At 40.7% G+C, this 17,034-nt stretch carries 13 protein-coding genes; 10 read left to right on the top strand and 3 right to left on the bottom strand.

Going from position 1 to position 17,034, the window contains the following annotated elements; genetic code table 11:
- Nucleotides 1-40: 40 nt before the first annotated feature.
- Nucleotides 41-1,081, top strand: a complete 1,041-nt coding sequence (locus PIECOFPK_RS14040; RefSeq protein ID WP_330973638.1) for a hypothetical protein — start codon at nucleotides 41-43, stop codon at nucleotides 1,079-1,081.
- 4 nt (nucleotides 1,082-1,085) lie between these two features.
- Here PIECOFPK_RS14040 and PIECOFPK_RS14035 read toward each other — a convergent pair whose 3' ends face one another.
- Nucleotides 1,086-1,457, bottom strand: a complete 372-nt coding sequence (locus PIECOFPK_RS14035; RefSeq protein WP_409966187.1) for a hypothetical protein — start codon at nucleotides 1,455-1,457, stop codon at nucleotides 1,086-1,088.
- Nucleotides 1,458-1,926: 469 nt separating this feature from the next.
- On the opposite strand from PIECOFPK_RS14035, the gene PIECOFPK_RS14030 reads away from it, so the two are divergent.
- From PIECOFPK_RS14030 to rpsA, 7 genes are all read left to right on the top strand, one after another.
- Nucleotides 1,927-3,837, top strand: a complete 1,911-nt coding sequence (locus PIECOFPK_RS14030; RefSeq protein ID WP_330973640.1) for a DNA topoisomerase IV subunit B — start codon at nucleotides 1,927-1,929, stop codon at nucleotides 3,835-3,837.
- A 36-nt stretch (nucleotides 3,838-3,873) separates the two neighbouring features.
- Nucleotides 3,874-4,725 carry a DUF1835 domain-containing protein gene (locus PIECOFPK_RS14025; protein WP_409966186.1) on the top strand — a complete coding sequence of 284 codons (852 nt, stop codon included), beginning with the start codon at nucleotides 3,874-3,876 and terminating at the stop codon, nucleotides 4,723-4,725.
- Between the two features lie 2 nt (nucleotides 4,726-4,727).
- The gene (locus PIECOFPK_RS14020; protein ID WP_330973642.1) at nucleotides 4,728-5,123 is read left to right on the top strand and encodes a DUF4260 domain-containing protein; all 396 of its coding nucleotides are present in this window, start codon (nucleotides 4,728-4,730) and stop codon (nucleotides 5,121-5,123) included.
- Between the two features lie 32 nt (nucleotides 5,124-5,155).
- Entirely contained in the window at nucleotides 5,156-7,678 is a 2,523-nt protein-coding gene (locus tag PIECOFPK_RS14015; protein WP_409966185.1) for a DNA gyrase/topoisomerase IV subunit A, read from the top strand.
- Between the two features lie 41 nt (nucleotides 7,679-7,719).
- Entirely contained in the window at nucleotides 7,720-8,367 is a 648-nt protein-coding gene (locus tag PIECOFPK_RS14010; protein ID WP_409966184.1) for an MgtC/SapB family protein, read from the top strand.
- Nucleotides 8,368-8,492: 125 nt separating this feature from the next.
- A complete protein-coding gene (locus tag PIECOFPK_RS14005; RefSeq protein WP_330973645.1) occupies nucleotides 8,493-9,584 on the top strand; it encodes a DUF3810 domain-containing protein in 1,092 nt (363 codons plus the stop codon).
- A gap of 169 nt (nucleotides 9,585-9,753) precedes the next feature.
- Complete coding sequence (gene rpsA, locus PIECOFPK_RS14000) at nucleotides 9,754-11,736, top strand: 30S ribosomal protein S1 (RefSeq protein WP_330973646.1); 1,983 nt, start codon at nucleotides 9,754-9,756, stop codon at nucleotides 11,734-11,736.
- A gap of 131 nt (nucleotides 11,737-11,867) precedes the next feature.
- On the opposite strand, the gene PIECOFPK_RS13995 is transcribed toward rpsA, so the two are convergent.
- Together PIECOFPK_RS13995 and PIECOFPK_RS13990 are read right to left on the bottom strand one after the other, a co-directional pair.
- On the bottom strand, nucleotides 11,868-12,377 hold the full coding sequence (locus PIECOFPK_RS13995) for an RDD family protein (protein ID WP_330973647.1): 510 nt from the start codon (nucleotides 12,375-12,377) through the stop codon (nucleotides 11,868-11,870).
- A 112-nt stretch (nucleotides 12,378-12,489) separates the two neighbouring features.
- Nucleotides 12,490-14,190 (bottom strand): capsule assembly Wzi family protein, encoded by a 1,701-nt coding sequence (locus PIECOFPK_RS13990; protein ID WP_409966183.1) that lies wholly within the window; start codon nucleotides 14,188-14,190, stop codon nucleotides 12,490-12,492.
- 105 nt (nucleotides 14,191-14,295) lie between these two features.
- Here PIECOFPK_RS13990 and PIECOFPK_RS13985 point away from each other — a divergent pair, with 105 nt between their 5' ends.
- Nucleotides 14,296-15,657 carry a dihydroorotase gene (locus tag PIECOFPK_RS13985; RefSeq protein WP_409966182.1) on the top strand — a complete coding sequence of 454 codons (1,362 nt, stop codon included), beginning with the start codon at nucleotides 14,296-14,298 and terminating at the stop codon, nucleotides 15,655-15,657.
- 53 nt (nucleotides 15,658-15,710) lie between these two features.
- A complete protein-coding gene (locus PIECOFPK_RS13980; RefSeq protein ID WP_409966181.1) occupies nucleotides 15,711-17,030 on the top strand; it encodes a MutS-related protein in 1,320 nt (439 codons plus the stop codon).
- Nucleotides 17,031-17,034 lie beyond the last annotated feature (4 nt).

Genomic DNA, 17,034 nt, shown 5'->3' with positions numbered 1-17,034 from the left:
GTTTATTTTGGGCCACAACAGGTATATTTACTGATTATTGATGCAGATTAAGAAATTTTTTGAGCGGTTATTTAATTGGGAGCTGTGGGACTTCTATGTACTATATGCCCCATTATCTCCCATGTGGTTTTGGTATTGTATGAGAAGCAAAGCCGTGTGGTTTTTTACTCCCTCAAATCCTAAAATTACTTTTGGTGGCTTTGAAGGCGAAGGAAAAAAAGAAATGTACGATTTGCTCCCAGCAGAAATCGTTCCGCAAACCATCTACATACAACCAGGAATACCCTTTGAAGAAGTATTGAAAGCAATTGCGCGTTCGGGATTGCAGTATCCATTTGTGGTAAAGCCCGATGTGGGTATGAAGGGAATTCTATTCAGAATCATTGAAGATGAAGCGCAACTGAAAAGATATCATGAGCGTATTCCCGTAGAATATCTGATTCAAGCTAAGGTGGATTATCCTGTAGAGGTGAGTGTATTTTATTATCGCTATCCTTGGGAAGAAAAAGGTGTGGTGTCGGGATTTATACATAAAGAGCTTTTACAGGTAAGAGGCGATGGTAAGCGCACGCTCAAAGAACATATATTGGCACATCCCCGAGCCCGTTACCGCTTCGAAGAAATGGAAAAAAAACACGGTCATCGATTCGACAGAGTTATTCCCGAGGGGGAAATTTTTTATCTGTCTTTTGCAGGCAACCATAATCGAGGCGCACGGTTTACCAATCTACATGATTTGATTGATGATAATTTGGTTCGTGTTTTTGACAAGATCAGTAAAGAAACGGAATTCTATTATGGGCGTTACGACATTAAAACACAGTCTATTGAAGACTTGAAGCAAGGACGTAATTTTATGATTCTGGAGTATAACGGCTCCGGCGCCGAACCTAATCATATTTATGATTGTAACATGAGTTTGTGGCAGGCGTATAAAACCATTCTGCATCATTGGAGAGTGTTGTATCAAATCAGTAAATACAATGCGAGGAATGGGCATCCTTACTGGCCTTATAAAAAAGGAAGAGATTTTTTAAGAGCAGCTAAAAAACACTTCAGGCGACTGGAAAAATTTGAATAAATATTTATCGGGATGAAGCCTTGCGCTTCCGGTTTTTAAACCACCCCATAATCAGATTAATAGGCACTAGTAATTGTGCGGTAACAAGCGTAAGTAGTGCGCCTACTACAAATTGTCCTGTTTCTGCCGAAAGGGTAGCTTTCTTAATAAAATCTTGACCGCTATAAGCCTCTATCCATTGATTACTCCACAATGCAGTGATGATAATAATAACGAAAAGCAGTATGGTGAGCACAATATGGAAATGATAAATCCTTTTAGAGCCAATCATGGAATAAGTATAAGTATACAACAGCCATAATATGGACAGATAAACGGCACAGAACATGAAAATACGGGCAAACGAAACCACATAGGTGGTTTGATTCATGTGCATGTCTAATGTTTTTTTTAGGGTAAAAAACGCGGCAATAAAAAATAATGCTGAAGTGAGTAAAAGTAAATGATGACGAGGTTGAAATAGTTTCATAAACAATAAATCTGTGGCAAACTTAGGTTTTGATGACGAAATAGCGAGCGGTCTTCATCTTTGAGTTTTTAAAAAAAACGTATCATATCAAGAGTCGTATTTGTCCCAGACAGGCATGTCCAAGAGGTTTTTAAGGAATAATAAAGCATTTTTCTTCACATATTGTGTATAACTCTCAAATATTGCCAGGTATTGAGTTTTATTATATTTGCGTGACTCAGAAGGTGAAATACATACTTCTGAATCCGATGCAGAGGCACTTAAATGCTGCAGCATGAGAGGTTAACATCTTATTTCTTATGACTATGCATCGGAAGGGACTGCATCTATTTTCGAACACGCTCCTTTAGGTACGAGGAGAAAAAGGAACTAATCAATGGCAAAGGAAAAAGTTATTACACCGGGAAGCGATTACGATGAGGACAGTATAAAAAGTCTGGACTGGAAGGAGCATATCCGCCTCAGACCGGGGATGTATATCGGTAAATTGGGCGATGGTAGTAGTCCGGATGATGGTATTTATGTACTGGTAAAGGAAGTCATCGATAACTGTATCGATGAATATACCATGGGCTATGGCAAAACCATCGAACTTACTATAGAAGGTAGAACGGTAACCGTACGCGATTATGGCCGTGGAATTCCCTTGGGTAAAGTGGTTGATGTTGTAAGCAAAATTAACACGGGAGCAAAATACGATAGCCGCGCGTTCCAGAAATCTGTAGGATTAAACGGAGTAGGTACCAAGGCGGTAAATGCTTTGAGTACTTATTTCAAAGTGGCATCGGTTCGGGATAAAAAAGAAAAAGTTGCAGAATTTGAACGTGGCGTATTGATTACCGAGCATAAAGAGGGTAAAACATCCGAGCCTAATGGTACTACTGTAACATTCATTCCCGATGATACTATCTTCAGGAACTTTAAATTCCATCATGAGTTTATCGAAAATCTGATATGGAACTATTGCTTCCTGAATGCGGGTTTGAAAATTGTTTTTAACGGTAAAACATATATAAGTAAACACGGCCTTCGCGATTTGCTGGAGCGCAAAACCAATCCTGATGAAATTCGTTATCCCATCATTCATTTAAAAGGCGATGACATCGAAGTGGCCATTACGCATGGCAACGATTATGGCGAGGAACTATACAGTTTTGTAAACGGTCAGTATACCACACAGGGAGGGACGCACCAGCAGGCATTTCGTGAGGCATTTGTAAAAACAGTACGCGACTTTTATAAAAAAGATTATGATACGGCTGATATCCGCACAGGTATAGTGGCTGCAATAAGTGTAAGAGTAGTAGAGCCGGTGTTCGAAAGTCAGACTAAAACCAAGCTGGGCTCGCAGAACGTCGATGTGAATGGTCCCAGTATGCGCCAGTTTGTAGGAGATTTCCTATCGCGCGAGCTGGATAACTATTTGCATAAAAACCCTACTACTGCCGATGCACTTAAGAAGCGTATTGAGCAAAGCGAGCGGGAAAGAAAAGAGCTGGCGGGTATTAAAAAACTGGCGAATGAAAGAGCCAAGAAAGCCAACCTGCACAATAGAAAGCTGCGCGATTGCCGCATTCACCTGAATGACGACCCCCCAGCTAGAAATAAAGAGGAGTTTATCAGCAAGCAGTCCGAAACTACTATTTTTATTACCGAGGGGGATAGTGCGAGTGGTTCTATTACTAAAGCTCGCAATGTGGAAACACAAGCAGTGTTTAGTCTACGCGGAAAACCATTGAACTGTTTCGGGCTGACTAAAAAAGTGGTATATGAGAATGAAGAGTTCAATCTGCTGCAGCACGCTCTAAATATTGAAGAAGGGTTGGAAGGACTACGATACAATAATATTGTGATTGCTACCGATGCTGATGTGGACGGAATGCACATTCGTCTACTAATAATGACCTTCTTCCTGCAGTTTTTCCCCGACTTGGTAAAGCTAGGAAAAGTATATGTGTTAGAAACTCCGCTGTTCCGTGTGCGTGATAAGAAAGAAACCATTTATTGCTACAATGAAGCAGAGAAAAATGCTGCGATTAAAAAACTTTCAGGAAAACCAGAAGTGACCCGATTCAAAGGTTTGGGTGAGATAAGCCCAGATGAATTCGCTCAGTTTATTGGCCCTGACATGCGTAAATCGCCTATGCGTTTGGAACAAGGCGACCATATTCATCAGTTGCTGGAATACTACATGGGTAAAAATACTGCGGAACGTCAGGAGTTTATTATCGATAATCTTGTTATCGAGCTCAATAAAGAAGAAGAATTGGTGCGGGTGGATGATTAATAAATCATATTCTTAATCCTCAATTATACATAGTGGATGATACATATAGTTTTTAATGAGGCCGAAGTAGCGTTGATGCAAAAAGTGCAGGAGTTGGATGAAACGCTTGCCGGTCCGGTAATTCAGATAAAGGATGACTATTCGGTGGGACCGATTGCTTCCATTTACGAAACAGAAGGCTATCAGCAACGTCGCGATTGGTGGAACGCTCTGTTAGAGCATTCCCCCTACAAAGACCAGTTGAATATGGTTGATGATAAGCTGACAGTGCACAATTTGATAAAGATGCTGCAGGAGAACCCGGAAGAAGAGGCATGGATATGGATGGGGCAGAATCAACACGATGTGTGCGGCTACTATTGGCTAATGCCCCAGCTGCGTGAGTTTCAGGGGAGGGTGATGATTCTGTATATGAATAATCTTCCGTTCATTAACGAAAAAGGAAATATTTTTTATCCTTCATGGTTGTACGAAATTCAACCGTCAGAATTTTTAAAAGCAAAGAAGCTGGCGAGACCCATTACGCTTAGTGAATATGAAGTAGACCCCGATGAGTGGCTCAAGCTTACTCAAGAAAATGCTATGGTACGCATTCTGGAGGGTGGTAAAAAAATTATCAGTAAGGGCGAAGATTATTATGACGCGGAGATCTTAAAGAATATTACGGGCGAATGGCAAAAAGCTTCACGCGTATTGCAAAACACCTTGAATAGAATGAAAGTCAAAACCAGCGACGTGTTTTTAATGTGGCGGGTAAAGACTTTGATAGAAGAGGGAAAACTTCTTGCTGAAGGTGATTTAAACAAAGACTGGAAATCCTTCGACATTAAACTGTCGGGAAATAATAAACAGGCAGTTGAGAACACTGCGCAAACAGAAAGCCTTTAGTAATGAAAGTCTTGATTAAGCTGGAAGAACTGGCCATGCTGTTAATAAGCCTGTTCTTGTTATGGAACGCCAACGCGTCCTGGTATTGGTATTTATTATTATTAATAGGTCCGGATATCGGCATGTTAGGCTATATGGTAAATAACAGCGTAGGAGCTGCTGTCTACAATGTGTTTCATCATAAAGGCATAGCGCTGGCCATTTTTGTGATGGGTATATATCTGAATGATGTACTCACGCAGCAAATAGGCATAGTGTTGTTTGGGCATGCGGCCATGGATAGGATCTTTGGATATGGACTGAAGTATAATAAAGGATTTGCCTATACACATCTGGGTATGATTGGAAATAAAGCCCTAGGTAACACCTCTGGCTCAGACGATATAAGTGAATTGTAAAAACGATAGCTTAAAAGCGGCTGATAAAAAAGATGAAAGAAAAGACTAAAGACAATATCGAACATAGTGAAGGCTCCGGTATACAGGGGCAGTTTAAAACATGGTTTCTCGACTACGCTTCTTATGTAATATTGGAGCGTGCAGTACCGGCTGTAGAAGACGGGTTAAAGCCCGTACAGCGTCGTATCCTTCATGCTATGAAGGAAATGGACGATGGCCGTCTACATAAAGTGGCAAATATTGTGGGGCAGGCGATGGCCTTCCATCCTCATGGAGACATGAGTATTAGGGATGCGCTCGTTAACATGGGGCAAAAGAATTTGCTTATTGATACACAGGGTAACTGGGGTAATGTTGAAACCGGTGATGATGCAGCTGCATCAAGGTATATTGAGGCGCGTCTGAGCAAGTTTGCACTGGAGGTTGTTTTTAATCCTAAAACCACCGAGTGGCAGTTGAGCTATGACGGACGTAATAAAGAGCCTATAACACTTCCGGTGAAATTTCCTTTGTTGTTGGCTCAAGGAGCAGAAGGTATCGCTGTGGGACTTTCTACCAAAATCCTTCCGCACAACTTCTGTGAGCTGATTGATGCTTCCATCAAGTATCTGAAGGGGAAGAAATTTGTGCTTTATCCCGATTTTCAGACCGGAGGGATGATTGATGTGACCGACTACAACGAAGGTAAGAGAGGTGGTAGGGTTAAAGTACGGGCCCATATAGAAGAGGTAGACAAGAAAACACTGGTAATAAAAAGCGTACCTTACGGAGTTACCACTGATCAGTTGATTGATTCTATTATCAAAGCCAATGATCAGGGGAAGATAAAAATCAAAAAAGTAACCGATAATACTGCGGCCAACGTTGAAATACAAGTTGACTTAGCTCCTGGTATTTCTTCGGATATAACCATAGATGCGCTTTACAAATTTACCAACTGCGAAATTTCCATTTCGCCTAACGCTTGTGTGATCGTAGATATGAAACCGAAGTTCCTTTCGGTGCATGATTTATTGCGCATCTCCGTAGACAATACCAAAAACCTGCTGCAGAAAGAGCTACATATCAAGCTGAACGAGCTTAATGATAAATGGCATTATACCTCTTTGGAAAAAATCTTCTTTGAGGAGAAGATATATAAAGAGTTGGAGAAAAAACACGAGTCGTGGGAGAAAGTCATCAATGCCATTGATAAAGCATTCGAGCCTTTCAAAAAGAAACTGAAACGCGAAGTAACCCGCGAGGATATCCTGAAGCTTACCGAAAAACCGGTACGCCGTATCTATAAACTGGATATTGATGAGTTGGATGCCCAGATTAAGGAACTGGAATCCGAGATAAAGCAAGTGAAATATGACTTGGAGCATCTAGTAGAATATGCCATCGCTTACTATGAGGGCTTGCTAAAAAAATATGGTAAGGGTCGCGAAAGAAGAACAGAAATTAAGCAGTTTGAAGTAATCGAAGCTAAGCAAGTTTCCATTGCGAATACTAAGCTATATATGGACAGGTCCGGAGGATTTATCGGTACCAGTCTTAGAAAAGATGAGTTTTTATTTGAATGTTCGGATCTGGACGATATCATCGTATTTACCAAGCGTGGTATTATGAAAGTGGTAAAAGTGGCCGATAAAGTGTTTGTAGGGAAGGACATTATTCATGCTGCTGTGTTTCATAAAAATGATGATCGTACCACTTACAATATGATTTATGTGGATGGTAAGACGGGCGTTAGCTATGCAAAGCGATTTAACGTCACCAGCGTTACTCGCGATAAGGAATACGATCTCACTAAAGGTGACGATAAAAGCCGTGTTCATTATTTCTCAGCCAATCCCAATGGAGAAGCTGAAGTGGTAAAAGTGCTTTTAAGTCCTAATTGTACTGCGCGTATTAAGGAATTCGATTTTTATTTCGAGGAGATTGCCATCAAAGGTCGCAGCAGTATCGGCAATCAGGTTACCAAGTACCCTATAAAATCCGTTAAATTTAAGGAGGCTGGAAAAGCTACCCTGATCGGAAGAAAACTGTGGTTTGATGATAAATTCGGTCGTCTGAACACCGAAGAAAAAGGTACCTACCTGGGGGTGTTTGAGCCCGATGATCAAATACTGGTGATTTATAGCGATGGATATTACGAGGTAACCGACCAGGAGCTGATTCAGAAATTTGATCCCGAAAAAGTGATGCATATCGAGCGCTTTGATCCTGAGAAAATCATCACTGCGGTGTATGTGGATATGAAGCAGCTGCAGTTTAATGTAAAGCGTTTCAAAATAGAAACCTCTACATTGCGCAATAAATTCTTCTTCATTAAAGAGGGAGAGGGTAACTATGTAGAGTGTGTTACCACTGCCAACGATCCGATATTGCTGGTGCAAAGTGGCCGTGGTGAACAGGTTAGAAAAGCTAAGTTTAAGTTGGCCAAGGTGACCGATGTGATGGGTTGGAAAGCCGTAGGAGCCAAATTGACGGACTATAACAAAAGCGTTACCATGGAGTGGATAGAGGTGAAGGAGAATGAGTCGCCCCAGCAGGAATTGTTTAGTGAGTAATAGAGTGCTCAAAATAGCAATGCTTTTGCTAAATTTAGGTTGTGTTTGAATATTTCCATATCGATGACCTTTATAAAGCCCTTATTGCACTGGGTGCAGGTGTTGTATTAGGACTTGAAAGAGAACTTAAGGATAAAGCCGCAGGCCTTAGAACGATTTCATTAATCACGCTAGGGTCTGCGCTTTTTGCTATTGTATCTTACAGAATGGGACAACCCAATCAGGAAGCGACTCGTATTGCCTCATATATCGTAAGTGGTATTGGATTTTTGGGTGCTGGGGTCATTTTTAAAGATGGTGTAACAGTAAGCGGATTAACTACAGCGAGTGTAATATGGGTATCCAGTGCCGTAGGGATGTCAATAGGATTTGGACAGGCTTATCTTGCTTTCATATTTTTAGTTACGGCCTTTTTGGTTATTCATTTCGGTAGTATTATTAATAGAATTGTTCCCAGTTATAAGCGTACCAGAATGCTGATGATTTGTCTTGCGAAAGAACAGGCCCATTTGCGCAATACCTTAGTTGCGAAAATGAAGTCGGCACTGTTAAAGGTGGATGAAATTAAACTGGCCGCAAAAGGAGATAAAGTATATGTGTATTATGATATTACCATTCGAAAAGGAAAACTCTCCATTTTCGAAAACTTTTTATTAGAAGAGGAGACGATACTTGAATTTGAGCTATAATAACTTTTTGATACTATTGTATACCATAAATATCCGTATTGCTAACTGCAGTTCAGCGGTATTTCACTAAACAAAAGTTCTCCACTAGGTGTAATATTCTTGTTATAGTTTTCAGTAGAAAGGGCATGAATTATAAACAGCGCAAAAGTGTTCGATGGTTGGTTTTGATATTGCTGGTGGTAGCAATAAAGGTTCTTTCCATAAAACCTTCATGGGTGGAGACGATCTACACTTACGGTGTATATCCTTTTATCGCTCGTGTGCAAAGAGTTCTATTGGGATGGGTGCCATTTAGTATAGGTGATATTTTCTATGTTCTCGTATTATTGAGCATTTTTATTATTTGTATTAAAGGGCTCAAGGCGTTTTACAAACGCCGTATCTCAAGAAGTACATTTCGAAGAGGGGTGGTAAGGGTGATTTTTTTCTGGGCATTAATATTTGTTGCGTTTTACGGTTTGTGGGGACTTAATTATTCTCGTCAGGGAATAGCCTCGCAATTAAACCTCGAAGAAAAAAAATATGCGTATAACGATCTGGATACTTTAGTGCATTTGCTTCATACTCGACTGAATCATCATGCATCTCAGATCACTCCTGCAATAAGAGATTCTTTTAAATCAAAGCGCAATTTGTTTAAGAGTGCGCCGCAGATGTACACAATTGCCGAAAAGCAATATCCTTTTCTCAAGTATAAAAATTATTCAGTAAAACCATCGTTGTTTAGCTACATAGGCAACTATTTCGGTTTTCAGGGGTATTATAATCCCTTTACGGGAGAGGCTCAGGTCAACACCACCATTCCGCTATGTCTGGAGCCATTTGTTACAGCCCATGAAATAGCGCACCAGTTAGGTTATGCAAAAGAAAGTGAAGCCAATTTTGTAGGCTTCTTGGCCTGTCGCTTGCATCCTTCTGAGCATTTTAAATATTCGGTATACTTTGAAATGTTTCAGTATGCGATCAAGGAGCTACATTATGTAGATTCTGTACGTGCACAGTCCTATCTGCAAACACTGCATCCGTTAGTGCAGAAAGATATCAGGGAGTGTCGAGAGTTTTACCAAAAGTATAGCAACCCCATCGAGCCCTATATTGCCGAGGCATACAGCTATTTTCTGAAAGCCAATAATCAACCAAAGGGGAAGGCCTCCTATAACGAGGTAGTGATGTGGCTTATCGCTTATTATAAGCGATATGGTACTACAGCCATTTAAAGATAGCGGGTATAAGCCCTTATCGATGCATGATTTGCGGGAGTGCTCCATTTTAAGAGCGATTTTTATTGATTATCAACTACTTATCTGTTAAAATATTGATATTGGGCTTATACGAAGGATTTTTGTACCTTTGCAGTCCGAATTTTTAAACCCTTCGGATTTTTTTATGAATTTGTATTTTGTTAAACAATTAAACGCTGATGCACAGGAGAATGCTGGCTCTGCCGAACCGGTAGGAGAAGCTTCTGCAGCGACACCAACAACACCTGTGGAGACCGCACAAGCGGCTGCGCCTGTTGAAAAACCACAAACTCCAGTAGCTGAAATTGATGAGTCAGCACACGATGATTTTGACTGGAGTATCGACAAGCGCCACGTTTCTTCTTACTCAAAAGAAGAAAAAGAAAAGTACGACAAAGTTTACGACAGCACTTTCGTTCAGTTGAACGATGGTGAGTTAGTAACAGGTACTGTGGTAGGCCTTACCAAGACCGATGTAGTCATCAACATTGGTTTTAAAAGCGATGGACTTGTTCCTTTGAACGAATTTCGCGATATGCCCGGCCTCAAAATAGGTGATGAGGTTGAGGTGATGATCGTTGAAAAAGAAGACAGAGACGGACACTTGAACCTGAGCCGTAAACAAGCCCGCACTACTCGTGCTTGGGAAAAAATTGTTGAGGTTAACAAAACTGGTGAAGTGGTTACCGGCTTGGTTACTTCTAAAACTAAGGGCGGTCTTATCGTGGATGTATTTGGAATGGAAACCTTCCTTCCTGGTTCTCAAATCGACGTTAAGCCTGTTACTGACTACGATCAGTTCGTGGGTAAAACCATGGAGTTCAAAGTGGTTAAAATCAACGAAACCATTAAGAACGCTGTGGTGTCTCACAAAGCGCTTATCGAAAGCGATATGGAGGCTCAGCGTGCCGAAATTATCGGTAAACTGGAAAAAGGTCAAGTATTGGAAGGAACCGTTAAAAATATCACCGACTTTGGTGCATTTATGGACCTCGGTGGCTTAGACGGTTTACTATATATCACAGATATTTCTTGGGGACGTATTTCTCATCCGAGCGAAGTACTGAAGTTAGATCAGAAATTAAACGTAGTGGTACTGGACTTCGACGACGAGAAAAAACGTATCAGCCTTGGTCTGAAACAATTAACTCCACATCCTTGGGATGTATTGCCTGAAGATATCAAAGAAGGCAACATCGTAAAAGGTAAGGTTGTTAATATCGAAGACTACGGTGCATTCTTGGAAATCTATCCTGGAGTAGAGGGTCTGGTTCACGTAAGTGAAATCACTTGGGCTAACACTCCAATCAATGCTAAAGACTTCTTCAAACTGGGTGATGAGCACGAAGCTAAGATCGTAACGCTCGATAAAGAAACCCGTAAGATGAGTCTTTCTATCAAGCAATTGACAGAAGATCCATGGACCGATATCGAAAATAAATTTGCAGAAGGAACCAAGCATACTGGAGAGGTGAAAAATATCACCAACTACGGTGTGTTTGTGGAGCTGGCGCAAGGTATCGGGGGAATGATTCACATCAGCGACCTTAGCTGGTTGAAGCGTTTCAATCACCCAAGCGAGTATACCAAGGTTGGTGAAAAAATCGACGTGGTGATTCTGGGTATCGATAAAGAAAACCGTAAACTGCAATTAGGTCACAAACAACTTGAAGAAGATCCTTGGAACGCATTACAAGAAACCTTCGCGATTGGTAGCATTCATGAAGGAACTATAGTGCGTAAAGATGATAAAGGTGCTATTATCCAATTGCCTTATGGCTTGGAAGGATTTGCTCCTAACCGTCATCTAGCTACTAAGGAGGGTAAATCTTTAGGTCTGGATGAAACTGATCAGTTTATGGTGATTGAGTTTGACCGCAACGAAAAGCGTATTGTTGTATCTCATACCCGAGTATGGGAGCACGAACAAACCGAAGAACGCGAAAGCGCTAAAAAAGCTGAGCGTGCTGAAGCGGAAAAAACTAAAAAAGCAGTAAAAAGCATTCAAAGCAAAGTAGAAAAAGCTACTTTGGGTGACTTAGGTATTCTGGCCGACCTCAAAAAGAAAATGGATGAGGAAGCTAAAAATGCCGAAGCGAAAAAGGATGCTGATGCTGACAAAAAATAAGAATGACCTCCTTTTTGATAAAAAAAGCTGCTCACACGTTGAGCAGCTTTTTTATTTGAATTATATAACGACAAATGAATAATTATTCTATCTAGTATAGTTATCTATGTTTCTTATGAGTCCGCTATCGATTATTTAGATTTTACTACCAGTGTTTTGGCCAGTTTGTCGTGTAAGGTTTGGTTTTTGTCATCCCACAACATCATCAGATAACCAATTAAAAGAATAATAGTGGAGATATAACTGGCAAAGTAACGTCCGGTAGCATTTATGAAGGTAATACGCTGACCATTCATGCCGGTAACTTTCAACCCTAGTGCTCTTTTGCCTAAAGTGGCTTGCCAAGAACTAGAATGCATCAGCGAGAAATACAACCATTGCATTAGTAAAGTCATTTTGCTGGCTGTACTAAAGTAGGATGCTCTTAAAGCACTACCTAGGCCCTCACCTTCCATGATTTCTCTTATTTCTTCCGGAGAGGGTGAGGCAAAAATTCTTGAAATAAATTGCCCTGCAACTGCTAGAATGATAATATCAATCAATATGGCTGCAAATCGCTCCCAGAAACTTCCATATTTGGGAAAACTAAGAGGTGATGAGGGAGTTCCCTGAGGCTCGAATGGGGTTGTTGATTCTGTCATGTTTTGTAAGTTTTAGAGGTGATCTGATATTCCTAACTTTAAATTTAAACAAAAAGAACGGAATCCTCTCCAGTAGCTGCTTTAACCAATTTTAGTGATATATTCCCCTCAATTAAAAGAAGAAATCTCTTCTTGCCATATTCCAGCGCAGTCCTAGGCTAAATATCGTACTGCTGGTTTTACCTGTCAATGGGGGAGGCGTAGTTGCCCGTTGTTTTCTGATGGTACCATTTGCCTCAATATAAAGGTTTTCTTTCAGCTCATAACTTACCAGCAGATTCAGCATACCGGCTTGGTTACGCCAGCCTGACCCTACTTTAAATCCATAATCGCCATTGCGATACATAGTATAGGGAAGCAAAATATTGCTGCCGAAGTTTACTGTATTAGTGCTGTCGCGTCCCTGGGTGTAAAACATACCTCGACCTTCGATGGTGAGCTTTGGAATAGGGCGATAACGAACCAAACCAATCCACTCATTGAAATTAGCGCCCAATGGATGTGCCAGCGGCTGGTTATAATGCGAGTAGTTCGCAACTGAGTCTTTATGCGAATAGGTAAAAGGTCTTACTCTGTTCAACTCTAACTGAATATCCAGATTAGGGATTGTGAAGGCATCAATATATTTAGCCCCAATCTGATATCCATATTTATTACCCCACCAGTTACGACTGGAGGTTAGTTCGGACATCTTTAGTTCATCCAGCAATAGTTGACCATATATTTGTGCGGTGTGGGCAACATTGGCTTTAAAGTCAAATCCTACCAATGCATTGTCGCGGCTGCCACTGTTTCTTTCTACAGAGCGGTAAAAAATTACAGGTACCAAATATCCAAAGTCAAAACGGTTTTTACGACCGAAAATCACACCTTCAAATACTCCTACGTTCAACCATTTGGTAAGGTTAATGTCCAGATGATGCATTGCTGCATATTTTTTGTCAATAAGCTCGTCTCCACCATTATGCACATAATCGGAATGCAGCTCCATAAAAAGATTTTGGTAGTTAAACTTCCAAATGCGTGTATTGAGTTTCAGAAATAGTGCGTTATTGCTGAAATCGCTTAAAAACAGACTACGTTGTCCATTACCGATGAAGTTTTTATCGTATCCAAATGCCACATCAATATACTTTGTTACCCCAAAGGTGATATATCCTCTCCCATCAAAATAGTCAACACCGCCCGGTGCTTTAAAATCGTGATAATACCCCTGGCCCGGAACGGCTCCCCACTTTCTAGTCCAGTCCTGTACATATGTAGCTGGCCTCTCTTGATTGTCGGTTATTGAAGCGTTAAATCCTATTTTTTTGGCAATGCGTCCGCGCACTGCGATCCCTCTCGAATTATAAAAAAAATTCTGGTCATTGCTGTTTTCTTTCATATACCCTATATTCAGCAGCGGGGTAATGACTAAGTCAAAGTCTTTATTATGTACTTCGAATAAACCTGCCGGATACTGATAAAACGTATTGCCTACACGTTTTTTGCTTTTGTATTGTTCTCTTATATCTTCAGGAAGCCATTCTATATTATTTTTTAAAAGGCTTTTCATATAATATTCATCCACGCGGGTGAGATTGTCTAGAGCAGAGTCTCCGCTTAATAAGCGCCGCACTACCTCTACATATGTTTCGCGGCTATAAGGTTTGGTTTTTGAGAAGTTTAACGCAGAATCGTTTTGCGCTTTAATTTCCAATCTGTTCAAAATGATTTCCTGCTTATCACCCAGCGGCAGAAATGTGGTTTGCGAAAAGAGATACATAGGTAGCAATGCGATCGCTAGTGTAAGCAGGTATTTATTAATTTGCATAACTTATTGATAAGGTTTAATAATAGTCTTAGCTTTACCTCCCGACGGGTATTTACCCCTCCATGTGGGACGAATTACCGCATATGCGGCTAAATAACAAAAACCATGCAAATATATCTTATAAAAAATATACATGTTGTAAACGAAGGAGAAATCGCCGTTAAGGATGTATTATTGAAAAACGGCCGGATCGAAAAAATCGATGATCGGATAGACATTACCGAGAAGGGAATGGAAATTGACGGCACCAATAAATATCTGCTTCCCGGAGTAATAGATGATCAGGTCCATTTTCGTGAACCAGGATGGACACATAAGGCTACTATTTATTCCGAAAGTAAGGCTGCGGTAGCAGGGGGGGTGACTAGTTTTATGGAGATGCCCAATACGGTTCCACCTGCATTTACATTAGAACTATTGGAAGAAAAATACAATATAGCGGCTTTAACTTCGCTGGCTAATTATTCTTTTTACATCGGCACTAATAATCTAAATGCTGATGATGCTCTCGCTGCTAATAAGTTTAAGGATCGCATATGCGGCATAAAAGTATTTATGGGCAGTAGTACTGGCAATTTGCTGGTAAATAATCCGCTAGTACTTGAAAGGATATTCGGCGAAAGCGAAATGCTCATCGCCACCCATTGCGAGGAAGAGCGCATCATTAAAGCAAATCTTGAAAAAGCTTTGAGTGAAAATAGAGAACTTACTGCTGCTGATCATCCGGTCATTCGTAATGAAGAAGCCTGTTTCGAATCGTCTTTTTATGCCATACAATTAGCCAAGAAGCATAACTCTCGTTTGCATATCCTACATATCAGTACGGAAAAAGAATTGCAATTGTTTTCCAACATGCTTCCGCTGAAAGAAAAAAGAATTACAGCCGAAGTATGTGTACATCATCTTCATTTTACGGCAGATGATTATGCAAATCAAGGAAATCTCATTAAATGTAATCCAGCTATTAAAGCGGCTCATAACAAGGAAGCTTTGTGGAAGGCTTTATTGGATGATCGGCTGGACGTGATTGCCACAGATCATGCACCACATACATGGGAAGAAAAAAGTGAACCTTATTTGAAAGCACATGCAGGGTTGCCTCTGGTGCAACATTCGTTACCCTTAATGCTGTATTATCACAAACAAAATAAAATTTCTTTAGAAAAGATAGTAGAGAAGATGAGCCATGCCGTGGCCGACTGTTTTGCTATTAAGGACAGAGGCTATATTAGAGAGGGGTATTGGGCTGACCTGGTAATGGTAGATCTCAACCAATCTTTTACGATATCTAAGGAAAATATTCTGTATAAGTGTGGATGGAGTCCTTTTGAAAAAGCAGGCAACCAGGGCGATCCTTTCGAATTCCCCGCCAGTATTACACATACATTCGTGAACGGTAATTTGGTTTATGGAAATGGACAGTGGAATGAGTCTATAAAAGGAGAGCGGCTCTTATTTGACCGATAACAGGGTAGTGGCTTGAGGACACTGCAACTTCGGCACTGACCAATTTTTTATATATGCAGATAGACGAAATATCCTTCAGCGACATCTCTATTTTTCATTCGCAAGAAGATTATTCGCTGTTTCATCGGCTCAACTTCACACGTACGGAAGGAGGGCGGGAGTGGTTGCGGCGCTACTTTTCATCACCTTTTAATGATATCAACAAAATAAGAGGTACTCAGAAGATTCTAAAAAAACTGGCGGAGCATGTAGACGAATGGCCCGAAGAGATATCTAATGGTACCATGCTGGTGATGGCGAAGTTTCTGGATTATACTTTAGATGCTATTGGCAATAATCCTAGCATTGTGGATGCCATGATGTATCGGATATTTCATAGTGCGGATTATTCCATGTCCAAGTTCTCCGTGCAGCATTTTACTGATTTTTTCAGAGGACTTAGAAAAATAGCCTCTATTCTACGCGCTGCTGATTTGCCGGTATACTTTAAAAACTATATCGACAGAATCGATCACCTGGTGCAACATATAGAGCCTTTTCGCCAAATGGCGGATACGCCAAAAGATGCAACAATTGCGCTTAAAAAGATACTTTACTTTGCTGCGAATATTAAGGAGGTATATAGAGCGGAGGTGCAGGAACTGATGGATATTTTTTACCGCTTAGATGCGTGGTACTCGATGGCATATGCCGTTAAAACCTACAATCTGCAATTTCCTGAGTTTATAGATAACGAGCAGCCTTTTATTGAAGCTCGTGGGCTGTATCATCTACTATTGCATAATCCGGTTCCCTATCATTTGCAAATGCATCCCCAGCAGAATTTTATTTTTCTTACCGGAGCCAATATGGCTGGGAAAAGCACCCTTATCAAATCAGTTGGGGCGGCTGTTTTTTTAGCGCATATAGGCATGGGTGTACCAGCCAAAGAAATGCGGCTGACGATGTTCGACGGGCTTATCAGTAATATCAATGTGGTGGATAATATCGCCAAAGGCGAAAGCTATTTCTTCAACGAAGTACAGCGTATAAAAAATACAGTGCAAAAAGTAAGCGATGGTAAAAAATGGCTGGTATTGATGGATGAGTTGTTTAAGGGAACTAATGTGCAGGATGCCATGCGTTGTTCTTTAACGGTGATTAAAGGACTGATAAAAGTAAAGACCTCACTATTTATATTATCTACACATTTGTACGAAATAGCCGATCAGCTTACAGATTTGCCTACCATAGCTTTCCGATATTTTGAAACCATTGTGCAGGACGATGCTCTTTCTTTCAGTTATCAACTTAAGGATGGTATTAGTAGCGACAGGCTGGGCTATCTGATATTGAAAAGAGAAAACGTCGTAGATATGTTGGAGCGACTATAGGCTG

Source organism: Chitinophagaceae bacterium C216, from assembly GCA_028485475.2.
GTDB classification, from domain to species: domain Bacteria; phylum Bacteroidota; class Bacteroidia; order Chitinophagales; family Chitinophagaceae; genus Niabella; species Niabella composti.
The sequence above is the reverse complement of the archived record's forward strand: the minus strand, read 5'-3'. Positions and strand labels throughout refer to the sequence as shown.

Bases quoted from the DNA above. Each gene is read 5' to 3' on its own strand.
- PIECOFPK_RS14025 (WP_409966186.1), top strand. From the start codon at position 3,874: ATGATACATATAGTTTTTAATGAGGCCGAAGTAGCGTTGATGCAAAAA.
- PIECOFPK_RS14020 (WP_330973642.1), top strand. From the start codon at position 4,728: ATGAAAGTCTTGATTAAGCTGGAAGAACTGGCCATGCTGTTAATAAGC.
- PIECOFPK_RS13985 (WP_409966182.1), top strand. From the start codon at position 14,296: ATGCAAATATATCTTATAAAAAATATACATGTTGTAAACGAAGGAGAA.
- PIECOFPK_RS14040 (WP_330973638.1), top strand. From the start codon at position 41: ATGCAGATTAAGAAATTTTTTGAGCGGTTATTTAATTGGGAGCTGTGG.
- PIECOFPK_RS14035 (WP_409966187.1), bottom strand. From the start codon at position 1,457: ATGCACATGAATCAAACCACCTATGTGGTTTCGTTTGCCCGTATTTTC.
- PIECOFPK_RS14015 (WP_409966185.1), top strand. From the start codon at position 5,156: ATGAAAGAAAAGACTAAAGACAATATCGAACATAGTGAAGGCTCCGGT.
- rpsA (WP_330973646.1), top strand. From the start codon at position 9,754: ATGAATTTGTATTTTGTTAAACAATTAAACGCTGATGCACAGGAGAAT.
- PIECOFPK_RS14005 (WP_330973645.1), top strand. From the start codon at position 8,493: ATGAATTATAAACAGCGCAAAAGTGTTCGATGGTTGGTTTTGATATTG.
- PIECOFPK_RS14030 (WP_330973640.1), top strand. From the start codon at position 1,927: ATGGCAAAGGAAAAAGTTATTACACCGGGAAGCGATTACGATGAGGAC.
- PIECOFPK_RS13980 (WP_409966181.1), top strand. From the start codon at position 15,711: ATGCAGATAGACGAAATATCCTTCAGCGACATCTCTATTTTTCATTCG.
- PIECOFPK_RS13995 (WP_330973647.1), bottom strand. From the start codon at position 12,377: ATGACAGAATCAACAACCCCATTCGAGCCTCAGGGAACTCCCTCATCA.
- PIECOFPK_RS13990 (WP_409966183.1), bottom strand. From the start codon at position 14,190: ATGCAAATTAATAAATACCTGCTTACACTAGCGATCGCATTGCTACCT.